The sequence below is a fragment of the Culturomica massiliensis genome (genome assembly GCF_900091655.1).
Lineage (GTDB): Bacteria > Bacteroidota > Bacteroidia > Bacteroidales > Marinifilaceae > Culturomica > Culturomica massiliensis.
On the sequence record NZ_LT594621.1, the window covers coordinates 1,232,132 to 1,253,437 of the forward strand.

Sequence of the window (21,306 nt, forward strand, 5' to 3'; positions counted from 1 at the left end):
AGTATAACCTGAAAACGCCTTCTCTGATCCCCGATTAAGGCACCTCAACGGCATTCAGCACTTCATTGACGATGTCTTCGCTGGTGATATTATTGGCCTCAGCCTCATATGTCAATCCGATACGGTGACGCAATACATCCGGACATACGGCCCTTACATCCTCCGGAATCACATATCCCCTTCGTTTGATAAAAGCAAAAGCCTTAGCTGCTTTGGCTAAACTGATACTGGCACGCGGAGAACCACCGTAAGAAATCATATTGGTAAATTTCTCCAAACCGTTCTCTCCCGGATAACGTGTTGCAAAAACAATATCGATAATATATTTCTCGATTTTTTCATCCATATATACCTCCTTCACCACTTCACGCGCCTTTATGATATCTGCCGGTTTCAAAATCGTTGAAGCTTTAGGGAAAGCTTTGTCCAGATTTTGCTGGACAATTAATTTTTCCTCTTCTTTTTTCGGATAATCAATAACCACTTTCAGCATAAAACGGTCGACCTGCGCTTCCGGCAACGGATAGGTACCCTCCTGTTCGATCGGATTCTGTGTCGCCATAACCAGGAAAGGTTCCTGCAAACGATAAGTCATATCTCCGATCGTCACCTGACGCTCCTGCATAGCTTCAAGCAATGCCGACTGCACTTTCGCCGGAGCCCGGTTAATTTCATCGGCTAAAATGAAATTTGCAAAAATAGGTCCGTGTTTCACCACAAACTCCTCTCTTTTCTGTGAATAAATCATTGTACCGACCACATCCGCAGGTAAAAGGTCAGGCGTAAACTGTATACGACTGAATTTTGCATCGATTGTTGTAGCCAACGTATTAATTGCCAATGTTTTTGCCAATCCGGGGACACCTTCCAGTAAAATGTGCCCGTCAGACAACAAGCCTATTAACAACCCCTCCACCAAATGCTTCTGTCCAACAATTACTTTGTTCATCTCCATGTTTATCATATCGACAAAAGCACTTTCCTGCTGAATGCGATCATTCAACGCTTTAATATCAACAGTATTCATCATAAAACATATTTATTATTGAGTTATTAATTCACTTTCACCCTCACATCATCCGGTTTTCACCGGCATTTTCCAATCCGTTATCAAAATTACTTATATTTGAGTCAAATGTTAAATCAGATCCAGTTAAAAAAAGTTAAGCCTACGTTTAGATTTTACAAAAAAAAAATCAGAAACAATCATGTTTCTGATTCCCCGGCAAATGTCTTATTCTTGATTTACTTTACCTTTCTTACGGAATACTTTCAAATACCCCAAAACAAATATGTAAATTGTGAATACAAAAATCAAACAACGTAAAAAAAGATTTGAAATTTCTAAACCTTCAGGCTGCATCAAATCCCGAATCAGAGCAGGTATCATAAACACCATGAGTCCGAATAAGACAAACAGCAAAATAATCGTAAAATAACGGGTTCTACGCTCCCGTCTCAATCGCTTCTCCCTGACCAAAGGCGGTTCATCCGAAGCCGCCATTTTAGGACGCTGGTTTTTATTGATCCGTGTATGTGCCGTTTTCTGTTTACGATTATTCCAACGCCGTTTCAAACGAACGCCCAACATAAACATAAACACGCAAAAAGCAATCAGTATATAAAAATCACGTCCCATATTCAATTTTTAGTCTGGTAAAAGTAATAAATTTATAACGTCAATACAACCTGTCCCTGCCAAGGAATCGCCCGGTAAAGTACTTTTGCATCTTTTTTGCGGATTCCGATCCGGATTGTAGGAATATATTCGGGCAAGGTAAAAACCGACAAAGCCGGTATTTCCGTTTTGGCACGCTCATACCGGTCTTTCAGGTCAAAAACAAAAGCGGCCCAATTATCCTTCCAGCCACCTTCCGTCTGATAAAAATAAAAACGGACCCGTTTATCGGTATTCAAAATGAAAAATACCGGTTCGACATGAGTCGTATCCGGCTGTATCATAGGGATAACATCACTGCTATCCTTGGGTGCCTGTACAATATTCAACGGCTCTTTGGCAATCGTCCCCTTAAAACCGGTAATTTGAAAAGGACCGGACAACAATTCATACAATACCTCCACATCGATTTTAGAGAAAAAAGAACTTTTACTTATTTCCTGAATAGAAATATCCCTTACACCGACCCCTTTCACCATCAACCGGAGCGTACTATCCGGTAAATTCAAAAATAAACCGATCGAGTCATCGGCTGCCATTTTCACCATTCCCCTCAACAATCCTTGCTTTTTCAATAATTCATTATACCCCGGAACCCGGTGCATTTCCGCTTTATTCTCCCGGTCAGCTGGTTCCATTTTTTCCCAATATGCCTTATTCAATCGTTCCGCCTGTCGGTTTACCGCCAACCGCATTGCCGAAACATAAACGACCACCAACAGGATAACCGGTATGGTAACGATCTTCAATATCTTTAAAAATTTACGATTCATAATCAGGTTCCGCTAAATCAATAAATATATACATAAGCACCTACAGGTAAAGTCTGATACACGACTTTCAGATCGGCATCCCCAAAGCGGACACAGCCGTGAGTTACAGGCATCCCCAGAAACCGCTGGTACAAAGTCCCGTGCAACAAATAGCCGTCTGCCATCCGCAAGGCATAATCTCCCAGTACCCCCCGTTCATACCGGGAGGGATCTCCCGCTTTCGGCACAGGCAGCCCTTCCTCGATAAAAGCCCAATCCGGCTTTGCCCATACCGGGTTTTCTGTTTTCGACAATACGGTCATCCGGCCTTTCGGCGTTTTGAATACCCAGGTCCGGTTTTCACTCACTAACTTCGTATAGCTTCCCGAAGAACAAAACCCTTCCCGTAAAAGCACTCCTTTGCGGTCATATAAATAAAACCGGTTACGTGTCGTATTAATTATAATATAAGGAGCGTGAGGCAAATAATGATCCAATTTCCGGTCAAGCAATGCCACATTATTCTTCAACTGTCTCATTTTTTTCTTCACACGACTCTTATTCAATAAAGCAGAATCAACAGTTACCGATTTCAACGAATCTCTTCCTGCCTCCTGAAAAGCAGGAGCAATATATAACGGTAGCAAAAGAATCAACAGAACCAGAACCGACATCCAGGAAAAACCTATAATCTTCAGTTTCACAGACATTCCTGAACGAACAGTGCCCTCTTCCTTTATCAATTCATTTTCAATCATAAACTATAATTTTTAAGAGCCTCATCCAAGGTTTTCGTACTTCCGACAATAACTACCGGAACTCCTTGCCGTACTTTTTCATACAATACATCCATATCTTTATCTTCCAAAGCAACACATCCTTCTGTCCAATAGGCATGCCGTCCCCCCTTCCCATGAATTTCGATCAGACCTCCGATACGGGCTTTCTGTGGTAAGACACCCTCTTCTTTCTTACGCCGGAATTCCAAACGATCCTGTGCATTCGGATAGTCCAGCAATAAAGCTTTATAATAATGAGTCATCCGGCCCTGCATTTTTCTCACAACCCGGTAATTCCCTTCCGGTGTCGCATAATCCCCCTCTTGCTGCTTATCTCCCAACCAATTCCTTCCGAATTCTGCTTTAAAAGAATATTTTTTTTCTCCTTTATAATACAAATGACAATAAGCGGGAAGTTTTTCTACCAGAATGACAAACGCCTTATTTTTCCGGGAATATTCAACAGCGTTTCCGGCCTCTTTACGCCAAACGGGTAACTTTTCAAAATAATTCACCAACTTCTTACGGGCAACGCAATAAGCACTTTGAATCAGATGCACAGCTTCTTCTCCCTTTTCCCTGCCTCCGGCATAATCTCCTTTTTCAAAAGCCATCTCAGCAGCATTCAGCAACATCTTCCCTCGGGCATGCTGCTTTCTGGTCTCCGTTTCCAAAGGCAGTACGGCAAACAAAGCTTCAAACTCCTTCATTTCGAAACGGAGCCCGTCGATCTTTTCCCGTAACACCGCTTTTAAGTTCTTCCGGCCTGCTTCCGCTTTCCGAATGGCAGCATTCGCCTTACTGCAAGCCCGGACAACCAAAGTATCGACCTCCTTATAACTTCGCAGTACCATCCATTTTTCATTCTCCCCCTTCCAGACCGTCATCGCCGATTCATATAATTTGCAAGCCTCCTCATATACCTGCGGACAATAAAAAGCAGCCTCCAATTCACGGGCTTTTGAAAGTAAGCCTCTCACCTCCTCCATTTCCTTCACCGGAGGCTTTTCTACCATACATACAGACACAAGAATACATCCTGCAACGAGCAGTACCATCACAATTCCCCACCTTTTTATAAAACGCTTGCTCTCCACGCCAGATTCATTTATTCACCTATCTTAAAATCCTGCCATACACCGGGTCTTCCAATAACAAGCATCCGGAAAGCCTTGCCTCGTCATTCCTTTTTCACTTAAAAGCGAATCGTATGACAATCTTTTATCCCTTTTTGTTTCCGAAACAAAATTTCGGAGAAGCCAGGAATGATTGTCACGGAATGATGGCCGGTAGACTTTCCGGATGTCTCTAAATGACCGGAATCTGATTATTTCCGATTTTTCTTGGCAATAGCTTCTGTCAATTCCGTATTAATGTCAGTCACTGACTTCTGAGCTGCATTCAATTTGTCAAGTGCTTCGGCATAATTCACATCACCGGCTAAAGCAGTTTCGATTTCAGAAACACTGGCTGTAACGACATTCAATTCATTCGTCATTTGCTCCAGAGCTGCTTTTCCTTCTTTTCCTTTCGGTGCTTTCTTCAACAAAGCCTTTGTTGTTTCCAGATCGTTCTTCACAGTAGCAATCATTGCTTCAGCTTCAGCCTTTACGGCTTCTCTCTTAGCAGGCACGGCCTGTGCAACACGTTCTGCCTGAGCAGTCAAAGTATCCAATTTAGCTTTGAGAGCATCAAAATCCTTAAGGAAATTTGAATTTTCAGCTTCAATTCCCTGAATTACAGAATTCAAAGAATCTTCCAAAGCCTTATACTCAGGAGCCATATAAACGTCAGCCTGAGCAGTTTTGGCTGCAACTACCGCTGCTTTAGCAGCATCAATGCTTTCCTGTGGCATTTTACCGCAACTTGATACAACAAATGCCGTCATTACGACAGCAACAGCCAGAAATAATCTGTTTTTCATTTTGTTTAAAAACTTTTAGTATGACTTTTTGTTTTCTCACTAGGGTACCCGAAACTAGTTCCGTTCACCCGAGAAAATCTGTGCGAAAATACACCTTTTTTCAATACATTTTTCTTTATTACTTAAAAAAATCACAAAATGCATAAAAAAAGTACACAAACGTTATAAATTTAATTTTCAAAAACTTACAAGCTCTGTCTCTCTTGTTTTTTCATACACCCCACCTAATCGAATAAAACATAACTAAAACATTGTCAAAACCGACAACATTCTATTTATACCCGACATAAAGACTGGCAACACCAAAAGTCAATCTCTTCTGAAAAGTTCTTTTAAAACCGCAAACAGACAATATCTGTAAAAAATCATTACCCTGCGGAAAACGGGATACCGACTCCGGCAAATAGACATAAGCCCCCTTATTACCGGATATCCAACCTCCGACTAGCGGCAAAATATGCCTAAAATAAAAACGGTACAACTGACGCATCGGAAAATACCGGGGCATGGAAAATTCCAGAATAACAACTTTTCCTTCCTGCTTCAACACCCGGTACATTTCTTTTAAACCGATTTCCAGATGTTCAAAATTACGTACCCCGAATGCCACCGTCACCGCATCAAAAGTCTCATCGGCAAACTCCATCCGCTCGCTATCCCCATATCGCAAATCGATTTTTGCAGCTAAACCGGCAGCCTCTACTTTCTTCCGACCGATTTCCAGCATTTTTTCCGAAATATCGATACCGATGATCCGGGAAACTCCGGCCTGCGAAGCTGCTATCGAAAAGTCTCCCGTACCACAAGCGACATCCAATAATTTACCTTTATCGTTTCCCTGTAAACACCGGATGGCTTTACGCCTCCACTTTTTATCGATATTCAAGGACAAAAAATGATTTAAACGATCATAACTCGGTGCTATATCGTTAAAAATCCCCTGCACAGCCTCTTTTTTCGCCATACTGTAAAAATCATTTTCATTTACCGGAAATCAGTCCTAACCTGAAATCCGGATCATTTACCTACCGCAAATTATTCCGGCAATTTTCCTTCTAAAGCGTTCTTGACAACTACAATGGCTTCTTCCAAACCTTCCTTAAATTTTTCAAAGTCTTCTTTATACAAAAAAAGCTTATGCTTGGAGAAACTTACATTTCCCAATTCATCATAACTCTTTTTGCTCTCTGTAATCGTCAAATAATAATCGTTATTACGGGTTGCTCTGACATCCATAAAGTAAGTCCTTTTCCCCGCTTTCACCACTTTTGAATACACTTCTTCCCGATCCCCGCCGGTTTCGGTAAAATCATCATTTCCGTATCTTTCCATAACACCAGAATTTAATTTATGTTCAAATGTAGAAAAAAGCTTATGAAACTGAATCTATTTTTAAGTTTTTTTTCAGAAAAAAGGTGTACCGGCTTCCGGATAAAACTTTAAATTTGTATAGATAGACACAAACATCAAACCATTATTTAAACATTACCATGCTGGTTAAACTATTCATTATCGTACTTATTTTAGTCGGTCTTTCGTTAGTCGCACTAAGTATCGGTATTCTTCTCAAACGGGGATTTCCTGAAACTCATATCGGCCGGAACCGGCGCATAAAAGAAAAAGGCATCCACTGTGCCAATACAACCGATGCCAACGAACGCCGGGACTATAAACCGATAGAAATTGAAGATGAAAAAGAAGAAAATAAAACCCGATTGTAAATCAAGCAGAACTCTGATTTTATTCCGGATAAACCCGGTTTTTATCCGTCATAACTTCCAACACCTCACTTACATAGCGGGCAGACTCATAACGGGCCATAGGCAGATCGTGCAACAAATAATTACCGCAATCCCGGGGAGCAGCACCCGGTACTTCTCCTTCAAAATCCCGGACAAACCGGAAAGTTTCCAACATCACGCCCTCAATATCCTGAGGTTGCAGGTCTCCCTTCATCAACAGGTAATTTCCGGTAGCACATCCCATCGGTCCCCAATAGACAACCTTGTCTCCCCATTCTTTATGATTACGTAAAAACGTAGCAGCCAAATGCTCAATCGTATGAAGAGCCCCTGCGCCAAGAGCAGGTTCACGATTCGGTTCTTTCATCCGGATGTCGAAAGTCGTAACCACCTCATCTCCGATATAATCCTTACGGGATACATATATGCCTCTCAATAAAGCTTCATGATTGATGCTAAAACTAGGTATCTTATTCATAATTATTTATATTAAAATTTTGCTCTCCACCTGCCATACTGTTTTTACTGACATTTCACAGGCAAAGATAATTTTTTATCTCAACTATATTTTCAATAGCAGTTGCCGGAACACCTGAAAAGACTCCCGGGGGGCCATCGTCCAGAAATTACGGTATTGCTCCTCATGCTCCTTTACCCCCGGAGTATCGCTGATTACCCGGAAACTCAAAAACGGCACATCATACATATAACACACCTGAGCAATAGAAGCCGACTCCATATCGACAGCCAGTCCCGCAGGAAATTTTACCTTAATCCCCTCCAACTCCTCCCGGTCGGTAATAAAACGATCTCCTGTACAAATCATCCCCCCGACCAGCCGGACATCCGTCTTAAGTTGCATAGCCAAACGGTATAAATGCGGATCGGCCAGATACCAAGACGGCATCCCCTGTATTTGTCCGTACTCATTCCCTTCCCCGCACCACACATCGTGATAAACGATTTTCTCTCCCACAACAATATCCATCACATGCAAACTACAGTCTATACCTCCGGCAACCCCGGTATTGATAATGCAATCCGGAGCAAATGTCCGAATCATTTCCAATGCCCCAACAGCAGCACATACTTTACCGATACCGCTTTTTGCCAAAACGATCGACTTATCGCCGATATGTCCTTCCAGAAAAACAATCCCGCTGAGAACCCGTTCTGTTTTAGCCTCCAACAGAGCACTGACCAGTTCAAACTCAGAACTCATTGCCACAATAACGCCTATTTTCATCTTTCCCTGATTACCTGTCAATAGATTACTTTAAAAGAAAGGATTATATCTTTTTTCCGCTCCGATAGTCGTCAATGGGCCATGCCCCGGAATAACCCTCACATCATCGTCCAATACAAACAATTTTGTCTGTATCGACTTCAGCAAAAGCTTCGAATCTCCTCCCGGCAAATCGGTTCTCCCGATACTTCCCGCAAACAAGGCATCTCCACTGATCAATAATTTATTGCTTTCGCTATAGAAACAAAGTCCCCCGGGAGAATGTCCGGGTACAGCTATCACCTTCAACTCCGAATTACCGAACTTGATCACATCCCCCTCTTTCAGATAAGTTCCGATAGCAGGAGGTTGTGTGATACCGGTAATCCCCAGCATACCAGCATAACTTATCGCACCCCGGTTCAGAAAATCATCCTCCTCACTGGCCTGCGGATCTATCCCATAAGCATCTTTAATGAAATTATTTCCGAGAATATGATCAATATGCAGATGAGTGTCCAATAAACCGACCAGCTTCAATCCCTTACCCCTTACAAAATTTCTGAACTCCTCACGCTCTTCGTCATCAAAACAACCACAATCAATCACAACCGCTTCTCCCGTTTCATCATACAATAAAATTGTATTCTCCTGAAAAGGATTGTTCACAAAAATCTTTACTTCCATACTCCCATTTAGATTAATTACAGGAACAAAAGTATAAAATTATCACGTGTTCCAAATCGAAAAGATAAACTTTAGACTTTAAATTAGGTTGTAAAATCAAAAAAATTACTGTGTCAAAGTATACCTTACACTCAATCCGAAATTGGTATTCGTTGTCGGGAAAGACAACGACACATAAGGTGTATTCACCACCCTGTCATAAAACAAACGCAAATTCAATCGGTTATTAAAAGTATAATCGGCAGAAACCTTAATACTCTTCACCTCTTGTCCGGCCGTCAGCTGGTCCACACTTTCCGATATACGACGGATAATCGTATTGTTACGACGGATCGAATAATCAAACTGAACGTTAATATCGTTATTCAATTGCCTGTTTTTAAAGAAAATAGGCAAATTACCGAAACGATACCCCACCCCGACAACCACCTCATTGCTGGAAGTTTCGGAAAGCTGGGCATTGACCAAACTCAAACTGACGTCCCTTCTGCGGTTGATATCGAAACGGGTCGTCAGGTTATTAACCCACACCATATCCATACTGATCAGGGGATTAAACTGCTCGTTAATCGATACCGTATTTACATCGAACAGAGCCATCCAGTTTCCCTGCACATCCATCGCATCTTCTGCATATTTCAGGTTAGAGGCAAACGATCCGATATTGTATTTACAAGTATAGGTATGATTCAGATTAAATGAACGGAACACCTTTTTCATAAAAGGAATATCCATCAGCCCGGTATAGGAAACCCGCCAGTTCGGGCGCATTGCCATAATCTTCGGGATCAGTCCGGAATAATCCCCTACTCCGTATGCCCGGTTAAAAGAGGTAATCAATACTTCCTGAGAAGTTGCTCCGTATCCGTTATAAAAACCGGTTTTCTTACCGTTGACTTCGATAGCTTCGTCTTCAAATGCTTTTCCATAACGCTTCATCGCCATTTCTTTCGATACTTTTTTCCGGTTCTCCAAAAACTCGTTATATACCTCGGCCGAAGCTGAAACGTCATTTCCGACCTTATAAAAAGCAGAATTCAACCCAACGACCGTCATACTGAAATTACCCGCTATCATTTTATTGACAGATGAAAACTTATCCCCGTCATAAATCAGATATTCACTCGTATTGCGGGAGCGCGTACGACTGGCCGTTAAATTAATCCTCAATTTTTTTATCGGTTCAAACAACGCACGTACATATATACTCTGAGAGAAATTCATCAGATAAGGCTCGTTCAGGGTCGTATCGGTAGTGATCCATCCTTTTTCCGCTGCCCGTATACCGAATTGTTCGCTCTGTCCTCCGAAAAGGAATTTAAATCCGGGAGCAGAAGTTCCGTTATATCTCTCCTGCCCCAGGAATCTGGCCTCCGGCAGAAATCCCGGCAAAGTAGTTCCCCGGTCTTCCGAATAAGCAATATTGACACTCTTAATACCGGTAATGAGTCCCACGAAAAATCGTCCCACAGCTCTCATCGGACTCTCAGTCTGACGGACAACTCCCGTTACATTTATCTTTGCCAGATTCATATTCTCCGCCGGCCGGATCCTTACCTTATTACGTCCCAGCGATTCATAACCGACTTTTACCGGGGTACCGTCGCTAGCCGTCATCTTCACCTTGATATCACCGGTCTTTAATTTATGCTTGATCACAAATGCACGTCCTTTTTTCAATTCGGAAGCTTCTGTATTGAAATTCACATTCTTACCTCTCTGTCTACGGGGAGCACGGCTCAGATTACGTATAAATTTAGACTTGTTATAAAGACTTGTCAATGAAAGATCCCCGCTCAACTGCAGCGAATTGGCATTCTGGATAACATTCCCGTGCCGCGTCGAATCATCTGTTATGGCTCCTGCCTGCCAATCATAACGGGTAGAATACATAGCCTGCATCGAAGTCCAGTCTAATCCCGGTAATTTATTAATAGGCACAGTATAACGTACACTAAAATCGTGGTTATAATTGACCGGACGTCCTCCGTCCAGAATATTATTCAAAACCGTATCCCTCCACTGCTTATAACGGTCGGGATCGCGCTGCTTATCGACAATTCCCTGCGGCTCATCAATACGCGCCTGTGTCGTAGCCCGGAAATCCACACTCAGATTACGGGTCAGATTAAACTTAAACGCATAATCCCGGGTCCACATAAAATCCTTATCTACCGTCGGCTCTATCAATAAATTAGGATTATCCAGATTCTTCAGTTTGATTTCCCGGTAATTGCGGGTAATATCCGAAGTAATAGACACCATCGAAGGCATATAATAAAAATTGAAATCTTTCAATAATTTCAAATAAGGCGAATTAAGCGACTTCGACTTCTTAAACGGTTCCACAATAGGAGGCATCCCATTGTATACATAACTGATTAATCCCCGGTAATTCTTTTCCAAATCCCGTTCTGTATTCACGTTATGTGCATTAGCCTTATTATAGGAAAACGTCAGATTCAGATTGGAAATATCGAAAAGCCGCGACTTTCCGTCTTTACTTTCAATTCCGACATTCGTAAAATTAAGGCTTTTCCGCATCATATAATCTTCCGCATTGCGTTTTATAGAATCGCGCACATGCTTACTCTCCGCATTATTCAAGGAGATATCCAAGGGAATATCCGTATCCAGCGGATCGTATTCCGGTAAAGTCGTCTGACGTGAATAAGCGTAGTACATCGGCAAACGAATCCGCCAACGCTCCGGAAAAAACTTACCGATCTCCACATTCGTCGAAAAATCGATAGACCTGTAATCTTCACGGCTGATTTCACTGGCATGTTGCTCAATACTTCCGAATCCCGGCGTAATACGGCTTCCCGCAAAAGTAACCGTTGCCACATCGGCTAATTTAGCTGTCATACGCACATTGGCAGCCCACCCCCCTTTGTTATCGAAATCCGACAAACGCAATTCATTCACCCAAACCTCAGCAGAACGGGCTCCTTTCGTTACATACGTACTTCGCGGATTACGGATTCCGATCATAATCGTCCTTATATCCGCCAGACTCGGTTTACCTTTGACCTTGACAATGTGTTTCAGCATTTCAGCTTCCACATCCGCTCCCAAATCAGCAACAGACATCTCATACACCTCAGTGAGGTCAACCTCCTTACCTGCGGCCCGGGCTGCTGCATTCCGCTTTTGCTTGATCGTCTGTAAAAAACGCAGCGGCAACTGAATTTTATTCTCCGCCGGCCATACCGCCAGCCTTCCCCGTTCGTCATCGGTATAGAACCCCGGAGGGGTAAGCTTTAACGGTATTTCATATTCATAATAATTATTGACATTATCTCCCCCCATGCGCAAAAACAAAGTCAATTCCTCATCATCCAAAGGATAACCTTGTATCGCTTCTGCGTGTACATCCATCAGCAACGTCTTATACCGCAACATATCATGACTTACATTCTTATAAACACCCCGGGCATCCCCCTCTTCCAGGTCCATGACTTTCAACAGCATAGCCTGCTCGTTCAATTCCCGTAATTGCGGGTTCGTCGCATCTACCACTCGTTGAATTCCCGGAGGCATCACATAATTAACCGGTGTTTTGCTGGCATTTTCTTCCAGATTCACGACCGATACATCAAAAATAGTCCGGTCAGACGTCACTAAATTATCATCGTCAATCTGAGATTCGTATTTACGCCAATTATCCCTTACCAAATCCAGACTGGCCAAACGCAAAACAACGCTATCCTGAAACCCTTTCAGAATCATACGCATAAACCGGATCGACTTGAAATCACTGATACTTCCGTACGAAGTCCGGTTAGAAGTATTGATCGGTATTTTAATCTGATACCAGTTTACTTTTCCCTGAGTCCCATTAGGCAAATCCACATCAGCCTCCGTAATACTTGTAATAAAATTCTCTCCGACCTTCATTCCCTGCGGGGTAAGTTTCAACTTATAACGGAAAAAAGCTTCGGTTTCATTCAACGTGTTATCGCCGTTAATATCCTCTACATCCGGCAGATTTGTTGCTGCCGTAGGATAGGATTCCGGCGACATATCTGCCGTAGGCGAGTTTCCCTCGGTATTGTTGTATCTTTTATAACGCTCCAGAATAGAAGTCTCACGGGCATCGAAATCCGATCCCCGGAAAAAATGATAATTATCCCCGGAAGGATCATCGTATGCCTGACGGTACATCTCCGAATTTTCCCCAAACTGCTGGCGAATTCGTTCTAAATAACCCGAAAAATAACTCCGCTCATCCTCATCGCTCAACCCGTCCAGGCCGACATCCTGAAAACGCCGTGCCTGTGTGTTGTTGTCAAAACCGTTGACAATGGATTGTACGGTAGGTACACGCCCCCATTTCGTCGAATCTACATTTATCACATTGGCACTCGTAGGCAAACCGTTCTCAAAAGACTTTCTCCCATCCCGCAAAATATCCTCCGATACATTCCCCAAATCGATATATACCTCTCCTCCTTTATGATCTGCATTATACACAAAAGGATCCATCAGCCACATCTCGATATACTGTACGTTCGCCGCTTCAAAATCATTGGTATATACAGCCCTCATCATTCCTCCCCAACGGGTTTCCGGGTCTTTCAATTTACCGTTCTTATCGGTTCCCCGTGAATAACGGGTCGGTTCCACTTCAAAATTGTACGGTCCTCTTTCCTCCGGATAATAGGCAACGGACAAAGCCGGAACAATATTCACATCCCCGACTGCAATGTCTTTATTCGGAAAAATCTCCGTCTGCCGGATCTCACGTACAAAATGGTTCGAACGTTGTTCTTTATCGGCCCGGATATGTCCCGGCGTAGCCGTCGACATCCGGTAAAATATCGGATCAACTACATACCAGGCCATTTTGGCCCGATTGAAACCGTATTCGATCTGATTGGAAAGCTGCCCTTCCGGAAACTCCTCGTCCTGGGGTACGGAAGACAATTTCCATTGTGTTACCGCCTTCATATCGATAGCAATCTTACTGCCTTCAAAATCGTCGATATAAGCATTTCCTCCCGCCCCTTTGTTCGTCCCCGGCTGGAATTTCGCAAACTCAGCATCTATACTCAAATGCGATTTGGCCTTCGTATTGATAAAAGGCAATTTATCGACCAACGTCGTCAAAAGTCCCGATTCCGTATTGTAAGAAGCATTTAATCCCCATATCGTATTCGAAATCGGCTCATCACCGATATTCACCTTATGAGTGAGCGGCTTTTCGCTCATATGCATAATAGTAGCCCCGATATTGAACTTATCGTTAAACTTATAATCCAGATGAGTACCGATCAGGGTCTTCGTCTGCATACCGAACATCGAGCGATTCTCACTTTTTACCGTGATCGGAGTACCGGCCTCCAGTAAAGACTGGTTGATAATCTTCACGGTTCCCATTGTATAATCGACAATATAATCGATATTTTCCAACAACTCGACACCTCCTGCTACAACCTTTACCGATCCCTGCGGTATATCCCCGCCGCCGAGTGAAATTTCAGAGGACGTCGAAGACTTATAACTCCCCTTTAAATAATATTTATTCTTTTCCGACTTTTTCTCGGCATCGCTCTGAGTCATCGTATACAACTCCTCAAAGACATATTGATTCGCAGCACTATTATTGTTGATCTTCTTCCGCAAATAGGAACCGAAAGGCTCTAATACCGGAAAAACAATCCGTCCTTTACTGGAATATACCGTCACTCCCTCTATATAGTCAAAACGTCCGTCAGGAATCGCATCCAATTGGGAATTCAACCGGTCCAGATTCAATACCGACAATAAAATTTTATTATTAATATCCCCGGCCGGTAAGTAATTCACTTTCGTTCCCGCCTTATCATTCTGATACAGAACATCCAGCACAAACTCATCGGCACTTAAATTATAGCTACCGATATTATAAACATTCTTCATCATCAAGTCCCAGGTCGGCATTGCCGGACTTTGAGTCGTACTGCGCAACATCTTGACGATAAGAGTGGAAGGAGCAGCAAGCGCATTCGAGGTCAGTTCACCGACCGTATATATTTGCCCCCTTACCGTATATTCGTAGGCAACAGCCAGCACCTCATCGGCATTCAGAGCCTGATTCAATGAAATATAACCCAGTTTGTCATTCAGTATGTATTCAGAAGCATCCAGCAAACGGGCATTTTCTACTTTTTCATAATCTTTTCCCGAAGCAAATCCCGGAGCCAATGGAGCCAATGTATTCGTAACCTGGTTAATATCCCGGATACCGGAATATTGTCCGTCCATTTTACTGTACAAATTATTCGTTTGATTATCCGGATAAATACTTCCCCCGGCTTGAAACAAAGGATTTGAAATATTCCGGGCACTCTCGGCCAAATCCACGAATGCAACAATATTCCGGGCCTGCTCAAACCGGGAACTTTTATTGGTAACCCATACCTCTACTTTAGTGATCGTAACCCCACTGTTGACGATCGGCAGTTTTGCCAGAGCCGCATCATAGGTATCCCGGAAATATTTCGACAAAAAGAAGTGCTTATTAGCCTCATAATTATGGGCAGACACCTCAAATTCCTGCTTCTGCGCCCCTTTATCCAAAGTGACCATATTCGATTCGCTCTTCTGTTGCGTGAATATAGAAGACATCGTCAATTTACCGAATTGCAAATCCGTACGGAATCCCCAGAGATTTTGGCCTCCCGTAATCAATGTCCCCGGTAAAGGCAAAGACACATTACCCGCTTCCACTTTTTTGACAATATCATCCTCCTTCCCTTCGTAATTCAACTTCAACATATTCTCATAATCGAAAGTCGCCTCCGTATTGTAACTCCAGTCCAGATTAATCAGGTCGCCGATATTACCGTTTATGTTAAACTGAATTTTCTCATCAAAATCCAAGGTCGTGGTCTTCCTCAAATCAATGGGTAAAGTCGGATTATCTACTTTGTTGATCTTCGCTCCCAAAGTCAGTTCTACCGATCCCTGTACATTAATTTTTACCTTATCTTTTCCAAAAATAGGGTTCAGAATTTTATCCAGGAATTGTAAATGAGATACCAGTTCTTTAAAATCATATTTATTGCCTTGTTGAATTTGCCGACGATTATACTCGTATAAAGAATTTTTTGTCTGCAAATTAACATATTCATCCAACGTCAAAGAATAAGGGCGCGAATATTCATACTTATCCCCGATCAACGTCATAACCACATAACGCTTGGTTGTAGGATCATAAACCACCGTATCCCTTACATTGGAAGGTTTTTTTAAAAACAAAGAAGAAGGAGGGACATTCCGGCGGATTTCATTATCCGCACTTTCCCGGATGGGAAACTGTAACGTATCGCGACCTGTTGCCGGATATTCCGGGTATGGCATCCCCTCTACCGGCAAAAACATCGTTTTCCCGGAAACAGCAAACAACATCCCGAACAGGACAAATAAGAACACCACCAAAAATCGCATACATCCCAAGATCATTGAACATTGGAAATAAAAAACCAACCCGGTTTCTCCATTCCAACCTTCCTTATTACACACCCTAAAGCCAGACTATAGCTGCTTTAAAGCCAACTTTATCAGCTCTTCAACCGTCCTATTGCCACCTCCTGCAACAATTTTATCCAACACTTTCGACGCCTGAGCCTTAACAAATCCTAACATAACTAAAGCCGCCAAAGCTTCCTCCTTCACCGCTCCCGATGCAAAAACAAAGCTTTCAGCAGCCCCGCTCGTACCTACTTTATCTTTCAACTCGATAATAACCCGTTGAGCTGTTTTCGTCCCGATTCCTTTCACTCTCCGAATCGCTTCATCATTCCCGGTCCGAATCGCCCCGACAATTTCATCCACCGTCATCGAACTCAACATCACATTTGCCGTATTCGCACCAATCCCGGATACGGATATCAGTTGCCGGAACAACACTCGTTCCTCCTTGCTGTAAAAACCATACAGCAAATGCGCATCTTCACGCACAATCAGATGCACGTACAAACACACCTCTTTTTCCGCAGAAATTTTAGAATATGTATTAACGGAGATATTCAGCCAATATCCGACTCCTCCACAATCAACAACGGCATATGTCGGGCCCGCCTCCACGAGTGCCCCTTTTATATATTCGTACATAATTATTTAAAGCCAATAATTTTTCGAACGTCCCGAATGGTTTTATCTGCACTGCAATGCGCCCTCTCTGCTCCTTCCGCTGCAACTCTGTCCATATAGGCCACATCCGAAGAAATCTCTAAAATCCGCTCCCGGATCGGTGTCGTGAACACAATAATATCTTCGGCCAATTGTTTCTTCAGATCACCGTAACGAATTTCACAAGCATTGTACTTATCGTTAAAGTAATCATATGTATCGGCAGAAGAAACGATCTTCAACATTTTAAACAAATTTTCTATCGCTTCGGGCTTTGCACTGTTCGGCACCGTCGGACCGCTATCCGTAACGGCCTTCATCACCTTTTTACGAATCACAGCCGGCTCGTCCAACAAATAAATAGCATTGCCTTCCGACTTCCCCATTTTTCCGGAACCGTCTAATCCGGGAACTTTAACAGCTTCACCACCGAAAGAATAAGACTGAGGCTCCTTAAAATAATCTACCTCATAAATCGTATTAAAACGACGGGCAAATTTCCTGGCCATCTCCATATTCTGTTCCTGATCCTTTCCTACCGGCACCTTGTCCGCATTGTGTATGAGAATATCTGCCGCCATCAGGGTCGGATAGGTCAGTAAACCGGCATTTACATTATCCGGTTGCTTACGAGCCTTCTCCTTGAAAGAAGTAACACGCTCCAATTCGCCCAAATAAGCATTCATATTCAGGTACAGATATAATTCCAGAATCTCTTTCACGTCACTCTGCAAATATATCGCAGACTTTTGAGGATCGATGCCGCAAGCCAGATATTCTGCCAATATTTTCCGGACATTGTTCGTAACATCTCCCGGATGGGGATGGGTCGTCAATGAATGCCAGTCAGCAATAAAGAAAAAACAGTTATATTCATCTTGAAGCCGCAAAAAATTCTTCACTGCTCCGAAATAATTTCCCAAATGTAAATTTCCTGTCGGACGTATTCCGCTTACTACTATCTCCATATTTTAACACTTTTATATGAAATTGCACACAAAGATAGTCTTTTATTTAACTTGACTAAATTTGAGTAGCGATTAATGTTTGAATTTAACAGTTATTCAGAGGATTTGTGTTTTGCCCACCGGATAAATTCATCAAAAACGGATATTTTTCTCCTATTTTTAACACATTTACAATTAAACATTAAAAAAAATTAAGAATTTGTTATGGTTGTTATGTTTTTTTCCTACATTTGACGCGCTAAAGTCTAATTAAAATTTCAATAAATGGAAGGATACGAAAGAAAAGATGGAATGGAAACGAGTGATCGGGAAGAAATCTATTCTAAGGCAGTGCGAGCAGGGAAAAGAACTTATTTTTTCGACGTAAAAGCAACACGTAACAACGACTATTACCTGACGATTACGGAAAGCAAAAAGAAATTCGATGATAATGGCACACAGAATTTCGAAAAACACAAAATTTTCTTATACAAAGAAGATTTTGAAAAGTTCAGTGAAGGACTTGATGAAGTAGTTAAATACATCAAGGCTGCTATCGGAGGAGAAATCCCGACTACAAAAACTACCGAATCTGCAAAGAGTGAATTTGACGTAGATTTCGATCAAATTTAATTAAACGTACCGACAGATGCTATAAAAAAGATGCTTGTTATCAGGCATCTTTTTCATTTTTCAGACCAATAATATCCCGAATCACCACCGAAGCGGCAAAACAACCGAAAAGCGGGGGCATATAAGAAATTGTCCCGACATTTGATTTTTTATTCTGCCCTTCTGCCAGTACGATAGCTTCCGGGTCCGTAAACTCCGAAGAAAATACCACCTTTACTCCTTTATATACGCCCAGTTTATGCAACCTCTTCCGTAGCATCCTGGCTAAATTGCAATTATAGCTCCTGGAAATATCGGCTACGGTAATCCGGGACGGATCCAATTTTCCCCCGGCCCCCATCGAACTTACAACCGGAAGTCCCAATTGCAAACTATGGTAAATTAAAAATATCTTGGGTGCCAAAGTATCGATAGCATCTATTACATAATCATAAGCAGCAGCTCTCAGCAAATCAATCATCCCCTCGTCCCGGATAAAATCATTGATGACATGTAACTTGATTTCCGGATTGATATCCCTGAAACGGGCTGCCATCAACTCGGCTTTCGGTAAACCCACCGTACTATCCAATGCCGGTAATTGCCGGTTTTTGTTAGTCATTTCTACCACATCTCCGTCTACAATAGTCATCTCTCCGATACCTGCCCGGCACAACTGCTCGGCTGCATAAGCGCCGACCCCTCCCAATCCGGCTACCAATACATGAGCATTTCTCAATTTCTCCAGTCTTTCTACTCCCAGTAAAAGCTCCGTTCTACTTAACCAATTTATCATATAAAATAAAATTAAAATCGAAAAATTCAAACACCGGAAAAAACGGACAACCAGTTCCGATACATGCATCTGATCAACATATCTAAGGGGATACGAAGTAAATCAGCCACTTTCGCATATACTTCTTCTATCGTGTAATCCGAATCATCGGTTTCTATAAAAAGCTGTTCCAAAGGAATAAAAGGAAGCAATTGCCGGATATTTGACGTTTCAACAAATACCTTTTTTCCGGCAGATATATACAGTCCGTGTTTCAGCAACTCATCCAGAATTTGCCGGTTATTATTATACCCGTGTATAATCCAAGCCTGCCTGGGCCGCATTTTCTTATACACTGCCAATAATTCAGGGAAAGCCTTGACACAATGAATAATCAAAGGTAATTTATAAGTCTCGGAAATACGTACCTCCTCCTCGAATAACTCCGTCTGAGCTGCTATCCCGGTTTCTGAATTACGGTCGAAACCGGCTTCCCCGACAGCAACAATCCGCTTCCGTTCAGCCCATTCTTCAATCCGTTTGACCGGCTCCGACGTTCCGATAAACATAGGATGTATTCCGGCCGAACACAACTCGCCTTCCTCCGCTAGCCGGCCATCGCTAATATCCAGTAAATAGATGTCTTTCCCCCGTTTATGGGTATGAACATCGACATACTTCACCCTTTCCTGCCCCTCTGATTTCATCCGCATATCCGGTTTCAATAGTTCGTTCTCTTCTTCGTCATAATATCCAATATCGTTTTATCGGTCTGCTCCATTCCCGCAGTACCGATAATACCGACATTCCGAATCGTTTGTTCTATATCGTCTTCGATGATACCGTCATTATTTGTCCTGATCCCTTTCATCGACAATAAAGCCGCCTGTACCGCAGCAGATACGCCGGAATACACTTTCAATGCACATCCTTGTTTTGCCCCGTCACACATCATCCCCGTCAAATTCGAACACATCGTTTTGATTGTATTCACGACTTTATCATAATCCCCTCCCATCAAATAAGTAATAGCAGAAGCCGATCCGGTACCCGCTATCAGGATACCGCATAAAGCCGATAAATGCCCCAAATAATAATGAATATGGGCTGCTATAAGATTACTCAAAGCCAATGCCCTCGTCAACTGTTCCCGGGTCGATGCCAACCGTTCCGCTGCAACCACTACCGGTAAAATAACCGTAATTCCCTGATTCCCGCTACCCGAATTCGTCATCACCGGCTTCTCGCATCCATCCATACGGGCATCCGAAGCCGCCGTCGCCTGAATCAGGGCATTGTTCAACAAATCGTCCTCCAAAAGTCCCTTAGCAATATTCTCCTGCAAAGTACGTCCTATCTGCAAACCATAAGCACTCTTCAACCCCTCGTTCGAAATAGCCTTATTCATCTCTGCTCCCTGTAATACAAACTCGATACGGGATATATCTACCGTCTGTATAAAATCCCATATCCGGGCAACACTCAATTCGGGACGTTCCTTTTTATCACATGCATCTACCGTGTACTCCTTTTTAAAGACCGTCTCTCCGTTCTTCTCCACCGACACGATATTCGTATGGGCATGTACGATGACAGTCCGCACCGTATCGTTCCCCTTCCGGCATATCGCTTCTGCATACAGCTTGTCCACGGCATCCTCTTTCATTTTCACGGAAACAGCCCCTTCCGTCACCTTATTTTTTGCGACCTCCAAATTATCACCGACAGATACATCTTTCAACACCTCTAGGCCATACATACTTTTTCCGCATACAGCGCCCAAGGCCGCCGCTATAGGTAAACCCGTCATCCCTGACCCCGGAATCCCGACCCCCATCCCGTTTTTATAAATATTTCCACTCACCCACACCTCAATCTGTTCCGGAACTCCTCCTAATTCCTCCCGACAACGGGCACACGCCAATGCACAGGCTACGGGCTCAGTGCATCCTAAAGCAGGCACGGACTCCTGTCTTAAAATCTCTATAATCTGTTCATCTGTAACCTGATACATATCGTTACTTTTTTATTTTTAATTGTAACAAATTTATTCATTTCTGTTACATT

19 protein-coding genes are annotated in these 21,306 nt (G+C 42.7%); 2 read left to right on the plus strand and 17 right to left on the minus strand.

The features are described 5' to 3' along the window. Positions 1 to 34: 34 nt before the first annotated feature. The 8 genes from BN8908_RS06395 to BN8908_RS06430 all read right to left on the minus strand — a co-directional run bounded on the left by BN8908_RS06395 (position 35) and on the right by BN8908_RS06430 (position 6,465). Positions 35 to 1,030 carry an AAA family ATPase gene (locus BN8908_RS06395; protein ID WP_021988994.1) on the minus strand — a complete coding sequence of 332 codons (996 nt, stop codon included), beginning with the start codon at positions 1,028 to 1,030 and terminating at the stop codon, positions 35 to 37. A 204-nt stretch (positions 1,031 to 1,234) separates the two neighbouring features. Then, positions 1,235 to 1,639, minus strand: coding sequence for a hypothetical protein (locus BN8908_RS06400; RefSeq protein ID WP_021988995.1), 405 nt, complete (start codon positions 1,637 to 1,639; stop codon positions 1,235 to 1,237). A gap of 32 nt (positions 1,640 to 1,671) precedes the next feature. Continuing rightward, positions 1,672 to 2,451 (minus strand): hypothetical protein, encoded by a 780-nt coding sequence (locus BN8908_RS06405; RefSeq protein ID WP_068689754.1) that lies wholly within the window; start codon positions 2,449 to 2,451, stop codon positions 1,672 to 1,674. A 17-nt stretch (positions 2,452 to 2,468) separates the two neighbouring features. Then, on the minus strand, positions 2,469 to 3,188 hold the full coding sequence (locus BN8908_RS06410) for a L,D-transpeptidase (protein WP_068689756.1): 720 nt from the start codon (positions 3,186 to 3,188) through the stop codon (positions 2,469 to 2,471). After that, a complete protein-coding gene (locus tag BN8908_RS06415) occupies positions 3,185 to 4,306 on the minus strand; it encodes a L,D-transpeptidase family protein (RefSeq protein ID WP_118773589.1) in 1,122 nt (373 codons plus the stop codon). Before BN8908_RS06415 ends, BN8908_RS06410 begins: the two co-directional genes overlap by 4 nt. A 230-nt stretch (positions 4,307 to 4,536) precedes the next feature. Further along, on the minus strand, positions 4,537 to 5,133 hold the full coding sequence (locus BN8908_RS06420; protein WP_068689758.1) for a hypothetical protein: 597 nt from the start codon (positions 5,131 to 5,133) through the stop codon (positions 4,537 to 4,539). Positions 5,134 to 5,404: 271 nt separating this feature from the next. After that, positions 5,405 to 6,097: a bifunctional demethylmenaquinone methyltransferase/2-methoxy-6-polyprenyl-1,4-benzoquinol methylase UbiE gene (gene ubiE, locus BN8908_RS06425; RefSeq protein ID WP_021989000.1), complete on the minus strand. Its 693-nt coding sequence runs from the start codon at positions 6,095 to 6,097 to the stop codon at positions 5,405 to 5,407. Between the two features lie 71 nt (positions 6,098 to 6,168). Beyond that, positions 6,169 to 6,465 carry a DUF3276 family protein gene (locus BN8908_RS06430; protein WP_021989001.1) on the minus strand — a complete coding sequence of 99 codons (297 nt, stop codon included), beginning with the start codon at positions 6,463 to 6,465 and terminating at the stop codon, positions 6,169 to 6,171. A 158-nt stretch (positions 6,466 to 6,623) separates the two neighbouring features. On the opposite strand from BN8908_RS06430, the gene BN8908_RS06435 reads away from it, so the two are divergent. Continuing rightward, positions 6,624 to 6,854 (plus strand): hypothetical protein, encoded by a 231-nt coding sequence (locus tag BN8908_RS06435; RefSeq protein WP_068689760.1) that lies wholly within the window; start codon positions 6,624 to 6,626, stop codon positions 6,852 to 6,854. A gap of 19 nt (positions 6,855 to 6,873) precedes the next feature. Here BN8908_RS06435 and BN8908_RS06440 read toward each other — a convergent pair whose 3' ends face one another. The 6 genes from BN8908_RS06440 to trpS form a co-directional block, all read right to left on the minus strand. Beyond that, positions 6,874 to 7,353 (minus strand): S-ribosylhomocysteine lyase, encoded by a 480-nt coding sequence (locus BN8908_RS06440; protein WP_021989003.1) that lies wholly within the window; start codon positions 7,351 to 7,353, stop codon positions 6,874 to 6,876. 84 nt (positions 7,354 to 7,437) lie between these two features. Beyond that, entirely contained in the window at positions 7,438 to 8,121 is a 684-nt protein-coding gene (locus BN8908_RS06445; protein ID WP_068689762.1) for a 5'-methylthioadenosine/adenosylhomocysteine nucleosidase, read from the minus strand. Positions 8,122 to 8,151: 30 nt separating this feature from the next. Beyond that, complete coding sequence (locus tag BN8908_RS06450; protein ID WP_068689764.1) at positions 8,152 to 8,787, minus strand: MBL fold metallo-hydrolase; 636 nt, start codon at positions 8,785 to 8,787, stop codon at positions 8,152 to 8,154. A gap of 105 nt (positions 8,788 to 8,892) precedes the next feature. Beyond that, positions 8,893 to 16,221: a T9SS outer membrane translocon Sov/SprA gene (gene sov, locus BN8908_RS06455; RefSeq protein ID WP_068692153.1), complete on the minus strand. Its 7,329-nt coding sequence runs from the start codon at positions 16,219 to 16,221 to the stop codon at positions 8,893 to 8,895. Between the two features lie 87 nt (positions 16,222 to 16,308). Next, positions 16,309 to 16,887 (minus strand): Holliday junction branch migration protein RuvA, encoded by a 579-nt coding sequence (ruvA, locus tag BN8908_RS06460; protein WP_021989007.1) that lies wholly within the window; start codon positions 16,885 to 16,887, stop codon positions 16,309 to 16,311. A gap of 2 nt (positions 16,888 to 16,889) precedes the next feature. Continuing rightward, on the minus strand, positions 16,890 to 17,873 hold the full coding sequence (gene trpS, locus BN8908_RS06465; protein ID WP_021989008.1) for a tryptophan--tRNA ligase: 984 nt from the start codon (positions 17,871 to 17,873) through the stop codon (positions 16,890 to 16,892). A gap of 264 nt (positions 17,874 to 18,137) precedes the next feature. On the opposite strand from trpS, the gene BN8908_RS06470 reads away from it, so the two are divergent. Further along, positions 18,138 to 18,485 carry a DUF3276 family protein gene (locus tag BN8908_RS06470; RefSeq protein WP_021989009.1) on the plus strand — a complete coding sequence of 116 codons (348 nt, stop codon included), beginning with the start codon at positions 18,138 to 18,140 and terminating at the stop codon, positions 18,483 to 18,485. Between the two features lie 40 nt (positions 18,486 to 18,525). Here BN8908_RS06470 and BN8908_RS06475 read toward each other — a convergent pair whose 3' ends face one another. The 3 genes from BN8908_RS06475 to BN8908_RS06485 are packed head-to-tail and all read right to left on the minus strand — an operon-like array spanning position 18,526 to position 21,253. Further along, positions 18,526 to 19,260 (minus strand): tRNA threonylcarbamoyladenosine dehydratase, encoded by a 735-nt coding sequence (locus tag BN8908_RS06475; protein ID WP_021989010.1) that lies wholly within the window; start codon positions 19,258 to 19,260, stop codon positions 18,526 to 18,528. A 26-nt stretch (positions 19,261 to 19,286) separates the two neighbouring features. Continuing rightward, positions 19,287 to 19,946, minus strand: coding sequence for a TatD family hydrolase (locus tag BN8908_RS06480; protein WP_161945857.1), 660 nt, complete (start codon positions 19,944 to 19,946; stop codon positions 19,287 to 19,289). Between the two features lie 14 nt (positions 19,947 to 19,960). Then, complete coding sequence (locus BN8908_RS06485) at positions 19,961 to 21,253, minus strand: L-cysteine desulfidase family protein (protein ID WP_068689767.1); 1,293 nt, start codon at positions 21,251 to 21,253, stop codon at positions 19,961 to 19,963. Positions 21,254 to 21,306 lie beyond the last annotated feature (53 nt).